The sequence below is a fragment of the Microbulbifer sp. 2205BS26-8 genome (assembly GCF_030731025.1).
GTDB classification, from domain to species: Bacteria; Pseudomonadota; Gammaproteobacteria; order Pseudomonadales; family Cellvibrionaceae; genus Microbulbifer; species Microbulbifer spongiae.
The window spans coordinates 102,741-120,445 of sequence record NZ_JAVAMR010000005.1 but is presented as its reverse complement, the minus strand read 5'-3'; the positions used below and the strand labels follow the sequence as shown (position 1 = coordinate 120,445).

The following is a 17,705-nucleotide window of genomic DNA, read 5'->3' as shown; positions in this document are numbered from 1 at the left end:
CGGGCGCGATTAACGCAGGCCCGGGCAGTCGATTGTTTCTCGATTTTTATAGCCGCTATCGCGGCCTCTATTTTCAACTAGGAAGCCGCTTCACTCTCAAACAGGCTGTGATCTTCAACTTCTGGAGTGATGTGTTCGAGCGTTTGCTCCTCTTCCGCCTCTTCAACCTCGCCAACCTCATCAGTTTGAGCGGCCTCGCTCTCCACCGCGGGCGGAGCTTCTCTATCGATCAGCTGGCGCAACACCGACTCGCTGACAAAGTGGGCAATGGTCGGGCGCACGCGCAGCCAGACTTCCGCACTGGTCTCCACTTCTTCGCTGCTGAACTGCACCAAACGCAGCTGGCGCATTTTCTTCAGCAGGTTTTTACGCTCGGCGTGTTTATCCGGCAGGGACATTTTCAGCAGGTTGCGTATGCCCAGTTCGAGGGCTTCCAGCGACAGCGTGGCACAACCACTCTCATCCACCTGCCCTTCCCGCAGCGCTTTGTCGTATTCCACCCGCAGCGCGAGAATCGCGGCCACTTCCTGCTGGCTGAGACGAGCGCGGAAGCCACCGTGGTGCGGCTCTTCCTGATCCGGCAGGCCCGGCACTTCGGCGCCGGGGGGATATACGCGGATAAACTGGAAACGGCTGTTGTGCTGCAAACGCAACCCCAGCGGGGCCAACCACTCGCGCACCAGCTGCTCGCAGCGCTGGAAGCGATCGTAAAGGGTGGTTTCGATTACGCTTTCATCCCGGCAGATAACGCCGTAATCCAACAGGCGCACCAGCAGCTCGGAAAATTCACTGCAGTTCAGACGACATTGCGCCAGAGCCTCTTCCAAAGCCTGTTCAATCACTGTTTTTCAGCTCCAGGATATATTCGTCAAATTCGGTGAAATAATCATTGCTGGCGATTTCACCGGTAAATTTCACCTGCAAGTCGGCGTCGCCGCTCTGGTTCACCGCTGCCGCTTCGATCACATGGCTCATAGCGAGCAGATCCCGTGCATCCCGCAATGGCAGGTTGCGGCTATTGATCTGGCGGCCGGTGCCGAGGGCATCGTGCAGATAATCGCGCAGGTTACTGTTGTTGAAGTTAAACGCCTGGTCGAGCAATTGCTGCAGCTCGATCTCGCGGCGGTTTCCTTCACCGATGGGGATTTCATCTTCGACCCGGGTATTGACCGGCTGGCGGCGATTGCGCTGCCACAGCTGGGTTTGTTTGGGGTCAAACAGGCGCAGCTGGAAGCCGCCCAACTGTTCGCCCAGCTGCTCGAGAATTTGTATTTTTTGCTGACTTTCACCGAGACGCTGGCACAGGTCGGCAAATTCACCTTCGGCTTGACTGTGCAGGTAGCTGAGCTGGCGGATAATAATATCCGCGCGCTTGGTAAAGCCCTGTAGCGCGCGGCGCAATGCGGGCAACTTCACCTCGCAGGCGCGGCGCATGCGGTCCTCGATGGTATCGAGCATCAGCCACAGAAGAGATTGACCCGGTTGCAGCAACTCCGGCAGCAGCTGGCGCAGGCGCTTCTCCCACTCCGCTTTCTGCACATCCTCCTTGCGGCGAATGCACTCAATCACCCGGTTGATGGCATCTCGGTGTTTTTCCACACTGTCCGCAGACAGGCGGATAGCCAGGTCCGGCTGGAAACGGCTCTCCATAAAGGAGAAGAATTCATCGGTGGCCTGCTGCACCAGCAACTGGGCTTCCACCTCCCGCACCATTTCCCGCTTGCGCTCTTCCAGCTCGGCAATCATATCGGTGAAATCCGCCACGATACGCTCGGAGTATTCCCAGGCATCAATCAAGTCGTGGATTTCACCTCGGCTGGCAAAGGCTTCCAGGGCATTTAAGGTGTTGCGGGTATTGCGGTGACGGGTGCGCACGCGGGTGCCATTCACTTCCACTAGCGGCTGAGTGAAAAGGCGGCCCCGGCGGCTAAATGGATAAGTGGCAGTGAGCGTGGCGCTGTCTACCTGCTTGTCCAGCCAACCGAATTCCAGCAGGCTGTTCAGCACCCAGACGGTCTGATCGCGCAGGTTGCGGAAGCGGCCTTCCGGGTCCTGCACACCGTCCTCGCTATCGAGTTGGGGTGCGCGGGTCAGGGCCTCGGCAAAAATTTCCAGGATCTGTTCGCGTAGCAGAGACTCACCGTAGTCAGCCTTGGCGGTGTACAGACGCTCATACAATAGACGCAAGCACTCAACCACCTGCTCGCGGTATTTACCGGTTAGCGGGCGGAAGAAATGCTGGTAGGAATCGACGAAGAACAACGACTATAGGCCCGCTTATTCCTCTTCCGGCTTTTGCTTGAAGACACAGTACTTGGTGTAGTCACGTCCATCATCCAGAGTCCATTGACCCTTGGGCACTTTATTCATCTTTTCACACCAGGCATCGGAGCCGCGTTTGGGTTCACAAGCGGAGAGAACAAAAACGGCAGCAACAACGCTCAGCAGGACAATTACATTTTTCATGGCAAGTTTCTACAAATCAAATACAGGTTTTATACCCTTCACCAACAAGTAACCTGTTAGCAAAGGGCAGGCACTAAAGGTGAGATCAGGAGTAATTTACTCTCGGCGCCACTTGGTGCCCTCGCGGCTATCCTCAAGTACCACACGTTTGGATTTTAACTCCTCTCGAATCTCATCGGCGCGGGCAAAGTCTCGATTTTTCTTGTTCTGTACACGCTCTTCAATCAGCGCTTCAATTTCCTCAGCAGAAATAGACTCCTCTCCACCACGGGCCTGCTTGAACCAGGCTTCCGGGTCCTGCTGTAAAATACCGAGCATTTCACCGGCAGCCAGCAGTAAACCTTTCAAGCCCACTTGATCGGCATCTTTAGCCTTGTTCAGGTCACGGGCGATCTGATGCAGTTCACTGATAGCAATGGGCGTATTCAGATCATCTTCCAGCGCTTTGATAAAGGTGCTGCCACCCAAATCTGCAGCTTCAGCCTCAACGGCTTCGGTTTCACGCAGGGCACCGTAGAGGGTGTCCAAGGTTCGCCAGGCTTGATCGAGTAAGTCTCCACTGAAGTTCAGTTCAGATCGATAATGCGCGGACAGCAGCGCAAAACGCAGAACCTCACCGGGGTACAACTCAAGCAGATCTTTAACCATGCGAAAGTTGCCCAAAGACTTGGACATTTTCTCACCGTCGATATTGACGTAGCCGTTATGCATCCAGTAACGCACAAAGTCGACACCATTGGCACAGCAGCTCTGGGCCCTCTCATTCTCGTGGTGAGGGAAGGTCAGGTCGCGACCACCGCCGTGAATATCAATGGTGTCACCCAGATGCTTCTTGATCATGGCCGAGCACTCCAGGTGCCAACCCGGGCGTCCACGGCCCCAGGGGCTGTCCCAGCCGGGCTCGTCATCGGCGGACGGCTTCCACAGTACGAAGTCCCCGGCGTATTTTTTGTAAGGTGCCACTTCCACACGCGCACCGGCCAGCATATCGTCAAGGGAGCGCTTGGACAGCTGGCCGTATTCCTGCATGGACTCTACCGCGAACAATACATGTCCCTCCGCGGCGTAAGCATGGCCTTTCTCCAGCAGGCTTTCGATCATGGCAATCATTTCCGGCAGGTGCTGGGTGGCGTAGGGAACTATATCCGGCTCCAGGTTATTGAGCGCGGCCATATCCTCGTAGTAGGCCTGGGCATAGCGCGCCGACAACACGCCAATTTCCTCACCGTTATCCCGCGCAGTCTTCATGATCTTGTCATCAATATCGGTGATATTGCGCGCGTAAATCACATCACTGAAACTTCTTTTCAGTACCCGGTACAGGGTGTCGAACACCACTACAGGGCGCGCGTTGCCAATATGTACACGGTTGTACACGGTGGGGCCACACACATACATGCGCACCTGATGTTCCACCAGTGGCACGAAGGGTTCTTTCTTCCCGGAAAACGTGTTGTAGACCTGTAGAGACATCTTTTCTCTCAAATTCTTTTTGCTGTCTGGCTGGGCCAGTCATTGACCCGGCCGCGAAAACTGCCGCTCGAGCAACTCTCTTATTTGCTATTTGTTTTGCTCTTTGGCCCAGCTATCGCGCAGACCAATGGTGCGGTTAAACACCAGCGCTTCCGCGGAGCCATATTTGCTGTCGCGACAGAAATAGCCGTTGCGCTCGAACTGGTAGCCCTGCTCCGGCTCCGCCTTGGCCAGGCCAATCTCTGCCTTACAGCCTTTTAGGAGTTGCAGGTTGTCCGGGTTTACGCAGTCGAGAAAATTCTTACCGCCGGCATCCGGCGCCGCATCATTGAAAAGACGATCGTAGAGACGCACTTCGCAATCGACATTCTTATCTGCAGAAACCCAGTGAATAACGCCCTTTGGCTTAACGCCGTCGGCCGGGTCTTTACCCAGGGTGTCTAGATCAACAGAACAGATCACTTCTACAATTTCGCCGGCATCGTTCTTCACCACTTCTTCAGCAAGGATCACATAGGCGTTGCGCAGGCGAACTTTCTTGCCCAGCACCAGACGCTTGTACTTCTTGTTGGCCTCTTCGCGGAAATCCTCTTTCTCAATATAGAGAGTGCGGCCAAACGGAAGTTCACGGGCCGGCAGATCTTCGCGTACCGGGTGGCCCGGTGCTGACAGCAGTTCTTCCTGGCCTTCCGGGTAATTCTTAAGGGTGATCTTCAGAGGTTCCACCACGCACATAGCGCGGGGGGCATTTTTGTCCAGATCATCGCGAATGCTGTATTCCAGCATGCTCACATCTACGACTGAATCGGAGCGGGTAACGCCGATCATCTCGCAGAAATTACGGATGGAAGCCGGGGTAAAGCCGCGACGACGCATACCGGAAAGTGTCGGCATACGGGGGTCATCCCAGCCATCCACATGGCCTTCATCCACCAGCTGCTTGAGCTTGCGCTTGGACACCACGGTGTAATTGAGGTGCAGGCGTGCAAATTCGTACTGGCGCGGGTGCGAAGGTACCGGCAGGTTCTCGATCAACCAATCGTACAACGGCTTGTGATCTTCAAACTCCAGGGTACAGATGGAGTGGCTGATGCCCTCAATCGCATCGCACTGGCCGTGGGCAAAATCGTAGCTGGGATAGATACACCACTTGTCACCGGTCTGGTGGTGGGCCATCTTTTTGATGCGGTAAATAACCGGGTCGCGCAGATTGATATTGGGTGCGGCCATATCGATCTTGGCACGCAGGCTACACTGCCCCTCTTCCATCTCACCGTTGCGCATCTTTTCAAATAACGCCAGATTTTCCTCCACGGTGCGGTCGCGGTAGGGGCTGATTTTACCCGGCTCGATCAAGGTACCGCGATACTCACGGGCCTCCCCGGCGGACAGGTCGCAGACGTAAGCCTTGCCTTTTTTGATCAGGTACAGCGCCCATTCGTACAGTTGATCAAAATTGTCCGAGGAGTATCTGGCCTTGCCGTTCCACTCAAAACCCAGCCAGGAGACATCGCGCTTGATGGCATCGACATACTCTTCCTCTTCCTTGGCAGGGTTAGTGTCGTCAAAACGTAAATTACAGGTGCCGCCAAACTCCTGCGCCAGACCGAAGTTCAGACAGATAGATTTGGCATGGCCAATATGCAGATAACCATTGGGTTCCGGCGGAAAACGGGTCGCTACCTGGGTTACCCGCCCCTCTGCCAGGTCTTCGCGGATAAGGTTCTGTAAAAAGTGAGCAGGCTTGCGCTCGGATGTCATAGGTTTTCCGTTACAACTGTGCGAATGTCAGCGGCGCATTATAGCCTAGTTGTGGCACAGAATATCCGATTTGAACGGGCGAGTGTCGATGAACCACATCAATAGTGCACACTTTTTAAGCAACCCTTACAGATATCTCGGCTTGACGTTTTACAGCCCCGGACTACAGGGTATCATGCCGCCCCAAACCAACCGTTATAGGGCATTTTATGATCACCCTGCATACCACCCACGGAGACATCACTATCAAATTGGATTTTGACAAGGCTCCAAAAACGGCAGCCAATTTTCTACAGTACTGTCGTGACGATTTTTATACGGGAACCATTTTCCACCGGGTGATCGACAACTTTATGATCCAGGGGGGCGGTATGACCCCCGATATGGAGCAGAAGAAAACCCGAGAAACCATCGAAAACGAGGCCAACAACGGCTTGAAGAACGACGTGGGTACCCTGGCCATGGCCCGCACCATGGACCCGCACTCCGCCAGCTCCCAGTTCTTTATCAACGTCAAAGACAACGACTTCCTGAACTTCCGCAGTCAAGACGCCCAGGGTTGGGGCTATTGTGTTTTCGGTAAAGTTGCCGATGGCATGGACGTGGTCAACAAAATCAAGAGCGTAAAAACCGGCAGCAAGGGTTTTCACCAGGATGTACCGCTTGAAACCATCGAAATCACCGGTGTCAGCCTCTCCGAAGACTACACCGATAAGTAATTCTACGGGTCACCGGGGACCTTAAGGCGGGGAACATTGTCCACTTATTTGATTTCTGATCTGCACCTCGATACGGGCCGCCCCAGGATCACCAGGGCCTTCTTTGATTTTCTGCGCGGTCCGGCCGCCGGTGCCAGCGCCCTGTATATCCTCGGCGACTTCTTCGAAGCCTGGGTCGGCGATGACGACGATGCCCCCCTGGTCGATGAGGTTGTACGTGAACTCAGCCGTTACAGTGGCAGCGGTGTTGAAGTGTATCTGATGCACGGCAACCGCGACTTTCTCCTCGGCGTCGATTTTGCCCAGCGCGTCGGTGCGGTATTGCTGCAAGACCCCACAATACTCTCCCTCGCCGGTCATCGGGTCTTGTTGATGCACGGCGACAGCCTGTGTACCCGAGACGAGGCATATATGACATTTCGCCGTCAGGCCCGCGACCCCAACTGGCAACAGGCGCTGCTGGCCAAGTCGCTGGAAGAGCGCCGCGCCATCGCGGCACAAATTCGCGCGGTTTCCAAGGCTATGAACAGCCGCAAGGCCGTGGACATCATGGATGTCACCCCTGAAGAAGTGGAAAGAATGATGCGCAAATACCATGTGGACATACTGATCCACGGCCATACTCACAGGCCCGGGCGCCACCACCTCACCCTTGACACCAAGCCGGTAGAACGCATTGTGTTGGGGGATTGGGATAAGTCTGGGTGGTGCCTGAAGGCAGGCAAAGATGCCCTTGAGTTAATGCGCTGGCCTATCGCCTGAACCAACACCACAGCCCACACAAAGAGTACCGGCTCCCATTTACGAGTTTCACTTGCCGAAAGGAAAGATCGGCCAGAGACAGCAGCGCCGTTCGGGACAAAGACAGATTTTCTTGATTTTTCACCTTGGACCATTGCATGATCAACGCCTACCTCGGGGGAGAGGAGTGCGACCCAGGTGATCAATAACCTGAACAAGCGTGTATTGATACTCGGCGGCTACGGCAGGCTTGGCGCACGCATTGCACAAATGTTGAGTGTTGAGCCAGAGATACAACTGATTATCTCCGGCCGCAACAAAGCGCTGGCCGACCGATGCGCGAAAAAGCTTGGCGGCATCGCTGAAGGGCTGCGTCTGCAGAGGGACGCCATCAACCTCGCCGCACAGCTCAAAGCCTTGCACCTGGACCTGCTGATCCACTGCGCCGGCCCCATTCAAAATGACTCCGACAACCGCGTTGCCAAAGCCTGCATTGAATCTCGCACGCCTTACATTGATATCTCCAATGCACGCCGCTCTGTCTGCGATTTTCACCGTTTGTCTCCTGCCGCCGAGGCTGCGGGTATTGCCATGGTGTCCGGGGCCGGTACCCTACCGGCATTGAGCTCCGCCGCCCTTGCCGAGATACAGAGGGAATTGCCGATTATCCACTCGGTGGAGATCGCCGTCGCACCGGCACACTACACAAACTGCGAGTTGGGCACAGCTGGAACAGGTTTAAAATCCCTGGGGCAGAGCTTTCCACAGCTGCAAAAAGGCCGCTGGCACGAGTCATTTAGCGGCAAGCACCTGCGCCCAGTGACCCTGGCGCACCCAGTGGGCAAACGCTGGCTAAGCGACTCTGATGCGCCAGATCTCGAACTCTGTCCCCGGCACTTCCCGCAACTGCACAGTGCGCGTTTCGCAACCGGCCTGGAACCGCGCACTGTGCAAGTCTGCCTGTCTGCCTGTGCCCACCTGATCCGCCAGCACCTACCGTTACCCACTACTCAACTGGCTGTACTCGGGTGCAAACTCAGTGCGCACTGGCCGGGCGGCAGCCCGCACAGCGGTATGGTCGTGCGTGCCGGTGGAGAAAACAGGCAGGGCGAAAGCACCACCAAGCAGTGGCAGATTCTCGGCTTAAACGGTGATGGTGCCTGGATATCTGCAGCACCGGCAGTGGCTCTATCCCGTCAGTTTTTACAGGGAAATGCGCCAAAAGCCGGTGCACAGGCCTGCTGGCAACTCCTGGACCTGGATGACATCCTGATGGAGTTGAACAACTTTTCTGTGGTGACTGCGCTGGAGACCTTGACCCGGGAACGCCTGCCGGCACTTACCTGCTAGGGGATTGTTCAACCGCCCAGCTGGTATTCCCTCCCCTGTGCCATTCACAGCCTTGAAACACCGCCACAATTGCGCGGTGCCGCCCGCAACAGCTCAACACCGGCGGATGCTCGTCAGTGCCACCATCGGCCGACAATCTATGTGGCTGCCAGATTAACGACAGCAAATCCCAGCGCAATCGCGGCAAAGTCGTCGCGAATGATCTAGGTTCAGTATCAGAACTCCCGGTAACGCCAACAACACGGCAACTGACCCCCTATGATGATATCCAATGCTTGGCAGGCCTTCTCCTGCAGGAACGGACTCAAACGTGCCATTATTCCACTGAGTGCCCTGTTCCTGACACCCTTTTTCCTGATACTCACGGTGACAGTAAGTAGTTGGTGGCTGATTGCCCTGGGGGGAAGCCTGACACTGTTGATCCTGGGCATTTACGATATATTCCAGCGCCAGTGGACACTGACCCGCAACTATCCGGTAGCCGCACGTATCCGCTGGATGTTCCTGAATTTGCGCCCCTATTTCCGCGCCTATATCGTCGAAGGCGATGAGGAGGGCCTGCCGTTCAGCTACGAGGCCCGTCGCCTGGTCAATGCCCGCGCCGATGGCTTCTCTGATATGCACCCCTTTGGAACCGAACTGGATGTCCAGGCCCCCGAGAGTACGTGGCTGACACACTCTATTACCCCGGCAGACAAAGTGGATGTGGGAGCGTGCATCAAGGTTGGGACAGAGCAGTGTTCGCAACCCTACAATGTCTCGCTGCTCAATGTCTCCGCGATGAGTTTTGGCGCACTCTCCGCCGTCGCCGTTGAGGCCCTCAATAAAGGGGCCGCGATTGGCGGTTTTTACCAAGATACCGGTGAGGGGGGCATCAGCCCCTACCACCGCAAGCATGGCGGCGATCTGGTATGGGAGCTGGGCTCCGGCTACTTTGGCACCCGCAATCCCGATGGCAGCTTTAACCCGGATCTCTTCCGCGAAGCCTGCGACGACCAGGTGAAGATGACGGAAATCAAACTCAGCCAGGGTGCCAAACCCGGTCATGGTGGGGTGTTGCCAGGGGTAAAGGTCACACAGGAAATCGCATCCACGCGAAAAGTAACACCCGGGATGGATTGTGTGTCTCCGCGTGCGCACTCCATGTTTTCCACCCCCATAGAACTGCTCCAGTTTGCCGACCAGATGCGCTCACTCTCCGGAGGCAAACCAGTTGGCATTAAACTCTGTGTGGGTCATATTTATGAAGTGATGGCCATTATGAAAGCCATGTGCGAAACCGGGATTTTACTCGACTTTATTGTAGTCGATGGGTCCGAGGGTGGTACAGGTGCTGCACCGCTGGAACTCTCCAACCATGTGGGTATGCCGCTTCTGGAGGGCCTGATCGTGATGCGCAACGCCCTGGTGGGGGCGGGCCTGCGCGATAAGGTCCGTCTCGCTGCCAGCGGCAAACTGTTCTCTGCTTCCGGCCTGGCGGCGTGCCTCGCAGTCGGCGCCGACTGGTGCAATGCTGCGCGGGCATTCATGTTTTCCATTGGCTGTATACAGTCACAGCGCTGCCACACCGACACCTGCCCCACCGGCGTCACCACCCAGGACCCCCGCCGCCAGCGCGGACTGGTAGTGGAAGTCCAGAGTAAGCGCGCAGCGGCATTTCAGGCTAAAACACTGGAGGCCCTGGGCAATATTGTCGCTGCCGCCGGCCTGAGTAATCCGCGCGACCTAAAACCCTACCACCTGTATCACAACCTCAGCAGCGGCGACTCAAAGCCCATCCACCATATTTGGCATTTTATCGATGAGAAATCTCTGATCGAGGCGCCCGAAGAAACGCCCTACGGACAGTGGTGGCTAGCCGCACAGGCGGACTCATTCCTACCCACCGTCAGGCTCGACATGGGATTGAAACAGTCGATTCGACGCAGTCCGTACTGAACACCATTTCTCTCTAACTGCCCCTTCTGCGGAGAACACTATGCTGACGGTCTCAGAAATCATCGCTGACACCCTGGTAAAAGCCGGCGCGAAACGCTGCTACGGTATTGTCGGCGATACCATCAACCATTTCACCTCGGCCGTACGACACTCCAAACTCGAATGGATCCACGTCCGTCATGAAGAGGTGGGCGCTTTCGCCGCCGGGGGCGAATCCTACTTGAGTGGCGAATTAAGCGTCTGTGCCGGCACAACCGGCCCCGGCAGCCTGCACTTTATCAACGGCATTTTTGAAAGCCACAGAAACGGTGCACCGGTGCTACTGATCGCTTCGAACATCGACCGCTCTGAACAGGGGCTGGGATACCCACAGGAAGTCGATCAGAAAAAACTCTACGAGCAGTGCTCCGTGTTCTGTGAACCCATTGCCCATCCGGACCAGGCTCGACGAATCGTGAGCCAGGCCGCTCAGGCTGCACTCAACCACCGCGGTGTGGCGGTAGTGGTGGTCAATGGCGACATGTTTAAAATAAAATCAAAGGACAGCATACCCTGGTCGGTCCACAGGCCACGGTGGCTGACACGTCCGGAAGATACAGCGCTGGACGCCCTGGCGGACAAACTCAATCGGGCGAAGAATATCACCATTTACGGTGGCATCGGCTGCCGCTTTGCCCACGATGCCGTGGTCGAGCTCGGCCAACAATTGGCAGCGCCGATAGTCCACACCACCCGGGCCAAAGAATTCCTAGACTACGACAATCCCTGCAATGTGGGTATGAACGGTCTCATAGGCAACCCGGCCGGATACCATGCCGTGATGACCTGCGATCTGCTGCTGTGCCTTGGCTCCGACTTCGCCTACACGCAGTTTTACCCGGAAAAGGCCACCATTATCCAGGTGGATATCGAGGCCTCCCACCTCGGCCGCCGCACTGCCGTGGACATGGGGCTGGTAGGCGATATCAACACAACGGTGTCAGCCCTGCTGCCGCGCCTGAAGCCCCACAGCGATAAGACATTTCTGGAAAGCCTGCGCGCGCGCTACAGCAGTGATCTGAAGCAGTTGCAGAAACGCGGCAACGAGCCAGACCCCAGCTTGATCCATCCCCAGTTTGTTGCCCAGACCCTGGACAAACTGGCTGGTGATGATGCGGCCTTCACCGCAGACGGTGGTTCACCAATGGTATGGATGTTGCGCCACCTACATGCCAACGGTAAGCGCGCCTTCCTCACTAGTCTGTCTCACGGCACTATGGCCAATGCCTATCCGCAAGCGCTGGGTATGGCCAAGGCATACCCCGGTCGCCAGGTGATCGCCCTGTGTGGCGATGGCGGCCTGACCATGCTGATGGGAGATCTGCTCACACTGGTGCAGGAAAAGATTCCTGTGAAGCTGCTGGTATTTAACAACCATTCTCTCGGTTTCGTGGAAATGGAACAGCGCATCGAGGGAATGCTGGACAGCTACACCGAGTTAAAAAATCCGGACTTCGGTCGCCTGGCGGAAGTCTGCGGTTTTTGGGGGGAGAAGGTGGACAAAGCCGGTGATCTGTCCGAGGCCATGCAACGCTGGCTGGCCGCAGAAGGACCCGCCCTACTGGATGTCACCGTGAACCGTATGGAATTGGTTATGCCGCCATCAATCAAAGCACAGCAGGTATCGTCCACAGCACTATTTGGCCTCAAAGCCATACTCAGTGGACGCGGGGACGAAGTGGTCGACCTGCTGAAAGACAATTTCCTGCGCTAACCCTGCTTAGGAAAAGGCATCCATACCATACCGTACTTGCATCGGTTCCCCCCTGCCGGTGACGACAGCCGTAATCGCGCCATTTCCACTGAGATACCCGCACTACTGAGCGGGATTGTTTGCTTCCAGGGGGTCTGTGTCAATCGTCGGCACATCGCCTTTCGCGCTTGCACACGGTGCTCTTGTTTTATTCCGTAAGTGCTCTTTCCGAGCCAGGCGATACAGGCAGTCGCTGTATGCCCGCCACTGCTGCTTCCAGGAAAACGCCTCAAATTCCACCTTTGGCAAAGGCCTGTGTTCTCTGACCTGAACGGCCAGGGATGCCAGTTTGACAAGCGCATCGGTAACACCGATATAGCGCAAGGAGTTGGGGTAGTATTCAGGGTAACACTGTTCATCCGGAACCAGTGGCGTGCACCCGGTTATCGCGGCCTCCATCACTGCCAGCCCCTAAACCTCATGTTGGGCAGTGGAGAGAAATACGTGGCTGTTTCTGAGGATATCGCGGTAGGTCTCCGCGTTTTGTACATATCCTACCACCAACAGGTGTTGGGCAAAATCCCGCTGAATGCGCATTAGTGCCTCGGGGCAGCTGTGGAAGGATTGGCCCATCAGGTTGAGCAGGAAATCCACCCCTTTCGATTTCAGCCCCCGCAGAATACACAATAGGCGTTCGGGGCCCTTGTCATATTCCCAGCGCGCAGCCCACCTGATAACCAAAACTCCTGGGGGAATTGCCCCCTGATAGCCCTGAGTCCAGCGATACTTCCGGGCCACACTGGGCTCTGGGGTGGCATTGCGGGCAGCGATAAACAGGGAATCTTCCAGGGGCACCGGCAGTACCCGGGATTTGCGCTCCATTTCTTCGCAGGCGCCCATCGGCACACCATCGGGGAAGCGCTTTAATAGCCTGGCGGCACCGTCGATCATGGTGCGGCGGTTAAATTCAGAGTTAAACGACTCCCGGCAAAGCCGGGAGCTTATAGGGTGACGCCCTCAAAGGGCTTTATTTGCACCCAAGGCACTATAGCCCCAGCATCATTTGATCTCGACGAACATCCTCCTGCTCTTGATTACGGATATATGCTCTAACCAGTTCCTCATCCAGACCTACTGTAGAGACAAAATAGCCTCTCGCCCAAAAATGCTCTCCTGCAAACTTTCTCTGTTTCCCCTTAAAGAAAGCGCCTGGCTATCATAATGGCACTTTTACCTTTCAAATATCCTACTACATTCGATACCGAATACTTCGGTGGGATACTGATACACATATGCACATGATCTGCCATTAAATGTCCTTCTTCTATCTTGCAACCCTTTCTACCAGCCAACCCATGGAAGACCTCCCCCAAGCCCTTGCGCAGATTGCCATATATCAACTTTCTTCTACGTTTTGGGATAAACACTACATGGTATTTACAATCCCAACTTGTATGCGTCAAACTTTTATAGTCTCTCATAGGTACACCCTTCTACTTCTTGGTCGAAATAGAAGGCTACTAGACCGTAGCAACGGTCGAACCTATTCAAGTCCCCCCGGCATAGCCGGGGGTTTACCTAATGATTAAATTAAAAAGCAACAAGTTTCCTGCCAGCGCCGTTTAGATATTCAGTATTTGCGGCTCTATGGATCGGGTGATATCGGCGCTTGCCAGGTAGGCAAACTGATTTTCATGAAAGTAGACAACAACAGGCACCCCGGCTATTTCCGGTACCAGCCCGCGCAAAGCACTGAGATCTGCCATCGAAGTGGCAATTATCAGGTCCCAATCCTGTCGCAAAGTCCGCGCAGCACCCCCTCTGGCCCAGGTGAGACTGTTGCCACGGATACGCCAACTGAAATAAGGCAGCAACCAGACCCTTGCGCCAGCGCCTATGGCTGTGGGCATCGTAGGCAGAGAGCAGGAGCGTTTTCATCGGGAGTCAGCAACAACTGTGCAGCATATAACCCGGGTCGGCCATACAAACACCCGGCCCGGGAACGAACGGCAGAATAAATAGATCATTCGAAGGGGCGTATCTTCATCAGTCGTGCAAAGAGGCTGGAAGTATCCCAGCGGGAGCCCCCGATGGCCTGTACCTCACTGTAAAATTGATCCACCAGGGCGGTCAGCGGCAACAGGGCACCGTTGCGCCGGGCCTCATCCAGGACAATTGCCAGGTCTTTGCGCATCCAGTCGACGGCAAATCCATGCTCGTATTCCCCCGCCAGCATGGTTTTCGAGCGATTTTCCATCTGCCAGCTCTGCGCGGCGCCCTTGGAAATCACACTGACAACTTCCCCCGCGTCGAGCCCCGCTGCCTTGGCAAAGTACAGGCCTTCGGCAAGCCCCTGGACGACGCCGGCGATACAAATCTGATTGACCATCTTGCACAGTTGTCCACTGCCTACCGGGCCCATCAACTTGACCGCATCTGCATAGCAATTGATCAAAGGGAGAACGCGTTGATAATCCGCTTCCTGACCACCCACCATCACCGTTAAGCCCCCCTTTTGTGCACCTGCCTGGCCACCGGATACCGGGGCATCGAGATATCCAATCTCCCGATCACGGGCGCAAACAGCGAGTGATCGGGTGATATCTGCGGATACGGTAGTGTGATCCACCAGCAGTGTACCCTGCCCCATAGCAGCAAGAGCGCCCTGCTCTCCGCGCACCACTTCGGACAAATCATGGTCATTTCCCACGCAGGTAAAAACCACCTCTGCACCGCGCGCGGCTTCCCCCGGGGTTGCAAAACCCCGACCAGTGTATGCACGCAGCCACTGATCTGTGCGGCTGAGCGTGCGATTATATACCCGTACACAGTGGCCTGCCCTCGAGAGATAGCCTGCCATGGGATATCCCATGACCCCGAGGCCAATAAACGCTACCGTTGCCATAAAACTACCTCCAGATCACCCAAAGTAGGAGTGCCCCCAGCGCCAGGCGATATATTGCGAAAGGTGCCATGCCTATGCGACTGATCAATTTGAGAAAGAAATGAATACATAAATACGCGCTGATACCGGAGAGCACCGCGCCGAGCAGTATGTCGCGCCAGGGCATGGTATCCAGTGCGAGCAAATCCATGGCAAGCCACAGACCACTCAGTGTAATGACCGGGATCGACATCAGAAAGGAAAACCGCGCAGCCGCTTCTCGCTTCATGCCCAGCATCAATCCAGCCGTCATGGTAATACCGGAACGGGAGGTTCCGGGAATCAGAGCAATCGCCTGCGCCATCCCGATCAACAGGGCTTTCTTCCAATTGAGCTGTGCGAGCGAATTCCTTCTGGCTCCCCGCACATCCGCCCACCAGAGCAGTATCCCAAAACCGATCATAGCAGCAGCGATCACAGTTGCGGAGCGCAGGTTCGTTGCAATGAAGTCATCGAATACCAGGGCGGCCAAACCAGCCGGAATGGTAGCGAGAACAAGCAACCAGGCGAGCCGTCCTTCAGCGGTAAAATGCCCATCGATAAATCCGCCCAGCCCATCTCTGATCAGCAGCCGGATATCCCTGCGAAAATAAAAAACCACCGCAATCAATGAACCCAGGTGCACAGCCACATCAAAGGCCAGTCCCTGATCCCGCCATCCAAGCAGCTCGGCGGGTAGAATCAAATGGGCTGAGCTTGAGATTGGGAGAAATTCAGTCAACCCCTGCATCAAGGCCAACACAACGATCTGAAAAATTTCCATAGACTACCGGGATCGAATTTTTTGTCGTTTTTGCCAAGTGATTTCGTTGCGCAGATATCTGGGCTCCAGCGCCTCGGCGGTTGTTGCCACGCCCGCCTGCCACAGGGGCATCGCCAATTGCAGGATATCCTCCGCACAAACCGGGGTATTCTGATCGATACCTGCAACCGGAACCGCACGCAGGCGGTTGTAGTGCCAACCGGGGCCGGCCCCATACAGTGGAGCAGGAAGTGTTGCCTTCTGCAGAGACAATACCATCTGCTCAGGGCTTGTCACCGCCTCGGGCAACAGGCTGTGATGGGGCGACTGTGCTGTAAAAACACCCCAGTAAACCTGCCCCATACGGGCATCCAGCACCGACACAATCGGGGCACCCCCCCACTCGGGATGTGTGCGCCTAGCACCAAGTGCTAGGGCGGACAGGCTGGATACCGGCACTACAGGTATATCGGCGGAATATGCCAGGCCCTGGGCGCAGCTGATGGCTATACGCAGCCCGGTGAATGAACCGGGCCCATGACTTACTGCGAGCGCATCCAGGTCAGAGAGGACAACGCCCGCATCGGCTAGCACCTCGTCCACCATTGGCAACAGCCGATGGGTGTGGCCGCGTTCGGCTTGCACGAAACGCGCGGTTATCTGGCCATTGCCATAGCAGGCTACAGAACAGGCGCTGGAGGTAGTATCCAAGGCGAGAATCTTCACAGCTGTCTCAAAGCGGGAAATTGCGAGCGGGGCATTGTGGCACGGTCATGACAGGGAGTCATGTAATTTATTCCCCCCCCACAGCTATAGAAATGGTGCCCCATAACGGCACGGGGTGATGCCGCCATGATTTCTGGAGAATGGGATACGCTCACTTCTGCTGGTCTTTTAAAAGGGGCAATCAGTTGGGCCCAGGAGGACCTTGCTCATTGCCGGGGGAATAGCTGTCTACCACAGTAAACAGAAAACCCCGGCCGCAGCCGGGGTTCACGATAGCCGATCCAGCCTCACCGCTCAGCAGTAGGCTGAACGGGACTGTATCAGGCTGCCTTCTTGCGGGGGCGACCACGGCGCGCTGTTTTCTTCGTTGCCCTGGTAGCCTTAGCGGAGGTCTTTTTGGGGCGGCCCACCCGTTTCGCGGCAGTGGTCCTGGTGGCTCTCTTGGGACGACCAGCCCGCTTTGCCGCTGTAGTGGCCCTCTTTGGCCGGCCTACTCTTTTTGCCTTGACCGCTTTCTTGGCGGTGGTCTTTTTCTTGGCAGTGGTCTTTTTCTTGGCAGTGGACTTTTTGGCCTCCGCCTTGAGCTTCGCTGCCGCCCTCTTCTCTAGCTCTCTGGTTTTTGCTGCCGCCTTCTTCGCAGCCGCTTTCACTTTGGCCTCGGCTTTTTTCTCGGCCGCCTTGATTTTCCTGGCGTGTACCTTGGCGCGGGTTTTCATCCAGCGGCTTTCAAACGCTTTCAGAGCCGCCGCCAGGTCCTTGTTCGCCTTGGCAGAAAGGCTCTCGGACAAAGCGGCAATCTTCTCTTTAGCGGCCACTTCTGCAACGCGCACCGCGTCCATGGCTTTGGCTTTGGCGAGATCTATCTTGACCACAGCCAGCTTGACGCGCATAGCTTTCGCTTTGCTATTGGCATTGGCCAGCGAGGTCTTCACGGCTACCGATTTACTTTTTTTGGCACGGGCTTTAGCCTTTGCCACACGATCCAGCTGTGCCGCCAATGACTTGTTCGCTGCAACCAGCGCCTTCTGTGCTCTCGCGACTATTGGCGACGCCGTGGTCGAGCCAGTCGTCCGCGTACTCTTTTTCGCTACTCTTGCCATCCCTTGTCTCCTC

At 56.0% G+C, this 17,705-nt stretch carries 17 protein-coding genes and 1 pseudogene; 5 read left to right on the top strand and 13 right to left on the bottom strand.

What is annotated here, in order from left to right:
• Window positions 1–77: 77 nt before the first annotated feature.
• The 5 genes from Q5Y71_RS03200 to Q5Y71_RS03180 form a co-directional block, all read right to left on the bottom strand.
• Window positions 78–842, bottom strand: coding sequence for a DUF4194 domain-containing protein (locus Q5Y71_RS03200; protein ID WP_306040019.1), 765 nt, complete (start codon window positions 840–842; stop codon window positions 78–80).
• On the bottom strand, window positions 835–2,262 hold the full coding sequence (locus Q5Y71_RS03195) for a Wadjet anti-phage system protein JetA family protein (RefSeq protein ID WP_306040017.1): 1,428 nt from the start codon (window positions 2,260–2,262) through the stop codon (window positions 835–837). The genes Q5Y71_RS03200 and Q5Y71_RS03195 overlap by 8 nt, the downstream gene beginning before the upstream one ends.
• Window positions 2,263–2,277: 15 nt before the next feature.
• Window positions 2,278–2,466 carry a DUF3012 domain-containing protein gene (locus Q5Y71_RS03190; protein ID WP_306040015.1) on the bottom strand — a complete coding sequence of 63 codons (189 nt, stop codon included), beginning with the start codon at window positions 2,464–2,466 and terminating at the stop codon, window positions 2,278–2,280.
• A 96-nt stretch (window positions 2,467–2,562) separates the two neighbouring features.
• A complete protein-coding gene (cysS, locus tag Q5Y71_RS03185; RefSeq protein WP_306040014.1) occupies window positions 2,563–3,939 on the bottom strand; it encodes a cysteine--tRNA ligase in 1,377 nt (458 codons plus the stop codon).
• 87 nt (window positions 3,940–4,026) lie between these two features.
• Window positions 4,027–5,700 carry a glutamine--tRNA ligase/YqeY domain fusion protein gene (locus Q5Y71_RS03180; RefSeq protein ID WP_306040012.1) on the bottom strand — a complete coding sequence of 558 codons (1,674 nt, stop codon included), beginning with the start codon at window positions 5,698–5,700 and terminating at the stop codon, window positions 4,027–4,029.
• A 209-nt stretch (window positions 5,701–5,909) separates the two neighbouring features.
• Between Q5Y71_RS03180 and Q5Y71_RS03175 the strand changes: the two genes are divergently transcribed.
• The 5 genes from Q5Y71_RS03175 to Q5Y71_RS03155 all read left to right on the top strand — a co-directional run bounded on the left by Q5Y71_RS03175 (window position 5,910) and on the right by Q5Y71_RS03155 (window position 12,201).
• A complete protein-coding gene (locus Q5Y71_RS03175; RefSeq protein WP_306040010.1) occupies window positions 5,910–6,419 on the top strand; it encodes a peptidylprolyl isomerase in 510 nt (169 codons plus the stop codon).
• A gap of 36 nt (window positions 6,420–6,455) precedes the next feature.
• Window positions 6,456–7,181 carry a UDP-2,3-diacylglucosamine diphosphatase gene (locus Q5Y71_RS03170; RefSeq protein ID WP_306040009.1) on the top strand — a complete coding sequence of 242 codons (726 nt, stop codon included), beginning with the start codon at window positions 6,456–6,458 and terminating at the stop codon, window positions 7,179–7,181.
• 177 nt (window positions 7,182–7,358) lie between these two features.
• A complete protein-coding gene (locus tag Q5Y71_RS03165; protein WP_306040007.1) occupies window positions 7,359–8,510 on the top strand; it encodes a saccharopine dehydrogenase family protein in 1,152 nt (383 codons plus the stop codon).
• A gap of 258 nt (window positions 8,511–8,768) precedes the next feature.
• Window positions 8,769–10,448, top strand: coding sequence for an FMN-binding glutamate synthase family protein (locus Q5Y71_RS03160; protein WP_306040005.1), 1,680 nt, complete (start codon window positions 8,769–8,771; stop codon window positions 10,446–10,448).
• 40 nt (window positions 10,449–10,488) lie between these two features.
• Window positions 10,489–12,201 carry a thiamine pyrophosphate-dependent enzyme gene (locus tag Q5Y71_RS03155; RefSeq protein ID WP_306040004.1) on the top strand — a complete coding sequence of 571 codons (1,713 nt, stop codon included), beginning with the start codon at window positions 10,489–10,491 and terminating at the stop codon, window positions 12,199–12,201.
• Window positions 12,202–12,303: 102 nt separating this feature from the next.
• Here the strand turns inward: Q5Y71_RS03155 and Q5Y71_RS03150 are convergent, their stop codons facing one another.
• The 8 genes and pseudogenes from Q5Y71_RS03150 to Q5Y71_RS03115 form a co-directional block, all read right to left on the bottom strand.
• The gene (locus Q5Y71_RS03150; protein WP_306040002.1) at window positions 12,304–12,639 is read right to left on the bottom strand and encodes a hypothetical protein; all 336 of its coding nucleotides are present in this window, start codon (window positions 12,637–12,639) and stop codon (window positions 12,304–12,306) included.
• 12 nt (window positions 12,640–12,651) lie between these two features.
• Complete coding sequence (locus tag Q5Y71_RS03145) at window positions 12,652–13,185, bottom strand: DUF3524 domain-containing protein (protein ID WP_306040051.1); 534 nt, start codon at window positions 13,183–13,185, stop codon at window positions 12,652–12,654.
• A 40-nt stretch (window positions 13,186–13,225) separates the two neighbouring features.
• Window positions 13,226–13,661, bottom strand: a pseudogene (tnpA, locus tag Q5Y71_RS03140) (IS200/IS605 family transposase).
• Between the two features lie 141 nt (window positions 13,662–13,802).
• A complete protein-coding gene (locus tag Q5Y71_RS03135) occupies window positions 13,803–14,090 on the bottom strand; it encodes a DUF3524 domain-containing protein (protein ID WP_306040001.1) in 288 nt (95 codons plus the stop codon).
• Between the two features lie 113 nt (window positions 14,091–14,203).
• Window positions 14,204–15,085 carry an NAD(P)-dependent oxidoreductase gene (locus Q5Y71_RS03130; protein ID WP_306039999.1) on the bottom strand — a complete coding sequence of 294 codons (882 nt, stop codon included), beginning with the start codon at window positions 15,083–15,085 and terminating at the stop codon, window positions 14,204–14,206.
• 4 nt (window positions 15,086–15,089) lie between these two features.
• The gene (locus Q5Y71_RS03125; protein WP_306039997.1) at window positions 15,090–15,887 is read right to left on the bottom strand and encodes an undecaprenyl-diphosphate phosphatase; all 798 of its coding nucleotides are present in this window, start codon (window positions 15,885–15,887) and stop codon (window positions 15,090–15,092) included.
• 3 nt (window positions 15,888–15,890) lie between these two features.
• Window positions 15,891–16,592 carry a tRNA (adenosine(37)-N6)-threonylcarbamoyltransferase complex dimerization subunit type 1 TsaB gene (tsaB, locus tag Q5Y71_RS03120; RefSeq protein WP_306039995.1) on the bottom strand — a complete coding sequence of 234 codons (702 nt, stop codon included), beginning with the start codon at window positions 16,590–16,592 and terminating at the stop codon, window positions 15,891–15,893.
• A 320-nt stretch (window positions 16,593–16,912) separates the two neighbouring features.
• Window positions 16,913–17,692: a hypothetical protein gene (locus tag Q5Y71_RS03115; protein WP_306039993.1), complete on the bottom strand. Its 780-nt coding sequence runs from the start codon at window positions 17,690–17,692 to the stop codon at window positions 16,913–16,915.
• Window positions 17,693–17,705: the final 13 nt, after the last annotated feature.

Coding starts and splice junctions, on each gene's coding strand:
- Q5Y71_RS03190 (WP_306040015.1), bottom strand. CDS start 2,466: ATGAAAAATGTAATTGTCCTGCTGAGCGTTGTTGCTGCCGTTTTTGTT.
- cysS (WP_306040014.1), bottom strand. CDS start 3,939: ATGTCTCTACAGGTCTACAACACGTTTTCCGGGAAGAAAGAACCCTTC.
- Q5Y71_RS03180 (WP_306040012.1), bottom strand. CDS start 5,700: ATGACATCCGAGCGCAAGCCTGCTCACTTTTTACAGAACCTTATCCGC.
- Q5Y71_RS03175 (WP_306040010.1), top strand. CDS start 5,910: ATGATCACCCTGCATACCACCCACGGAGACATCACTATCAAATTGGAT.
- Q5Y71_RS03160 (WP_306040005.1), top strand. CDS start 8,769: ATGATGATATCCAATGCTTGGCAGGCCTTCTCCTGCAGGAACGGACTC.
- Q5Y71_RS03155 (WP_306040004.1), top strand. CDS start 10,489: ATGCTGACGGTCTCAGAAATCATCGCTGACACCCTGGTAAAAGCCGGC.
- Q5Y71_RS03150 (WP_306040002.1), bottom strand. CDS start 12,639: ATGGAGGCCGCGATAACCGGGTGCACGCCACTGGTTCCGGATGAACAG.
- Q5Y71_RS03135 (WP_306040001.1), bottom strand. CDS start 14,090: ATGCCCACAGCCATAGGCGCTGGCGCAAGGGTCTGGTTGCTGCCTTAT.
- Q5Y71_RS03130 (WP_306039999.1), bottom strand. CDS start 15,085: ATGGCAACGGTAGCGTTTATTGGCCTCGGGGTCATGGGATATCCCATG.
- Q5Y71_RS03125 (WP_306039997.1), bottom strand. CDS start 15,887: ATGGAAATTTTTCAGATCGTTGTGTTGGCCTTGATGCAGGGGTTGACT.
- Q5Y71_RS03115 (WP_306039993.1), bottom strand. CDS start 17,692: ATGGCAAGAGTAGCGAAAAAGAGTACGCGGACGACTGGCTCGACCACG.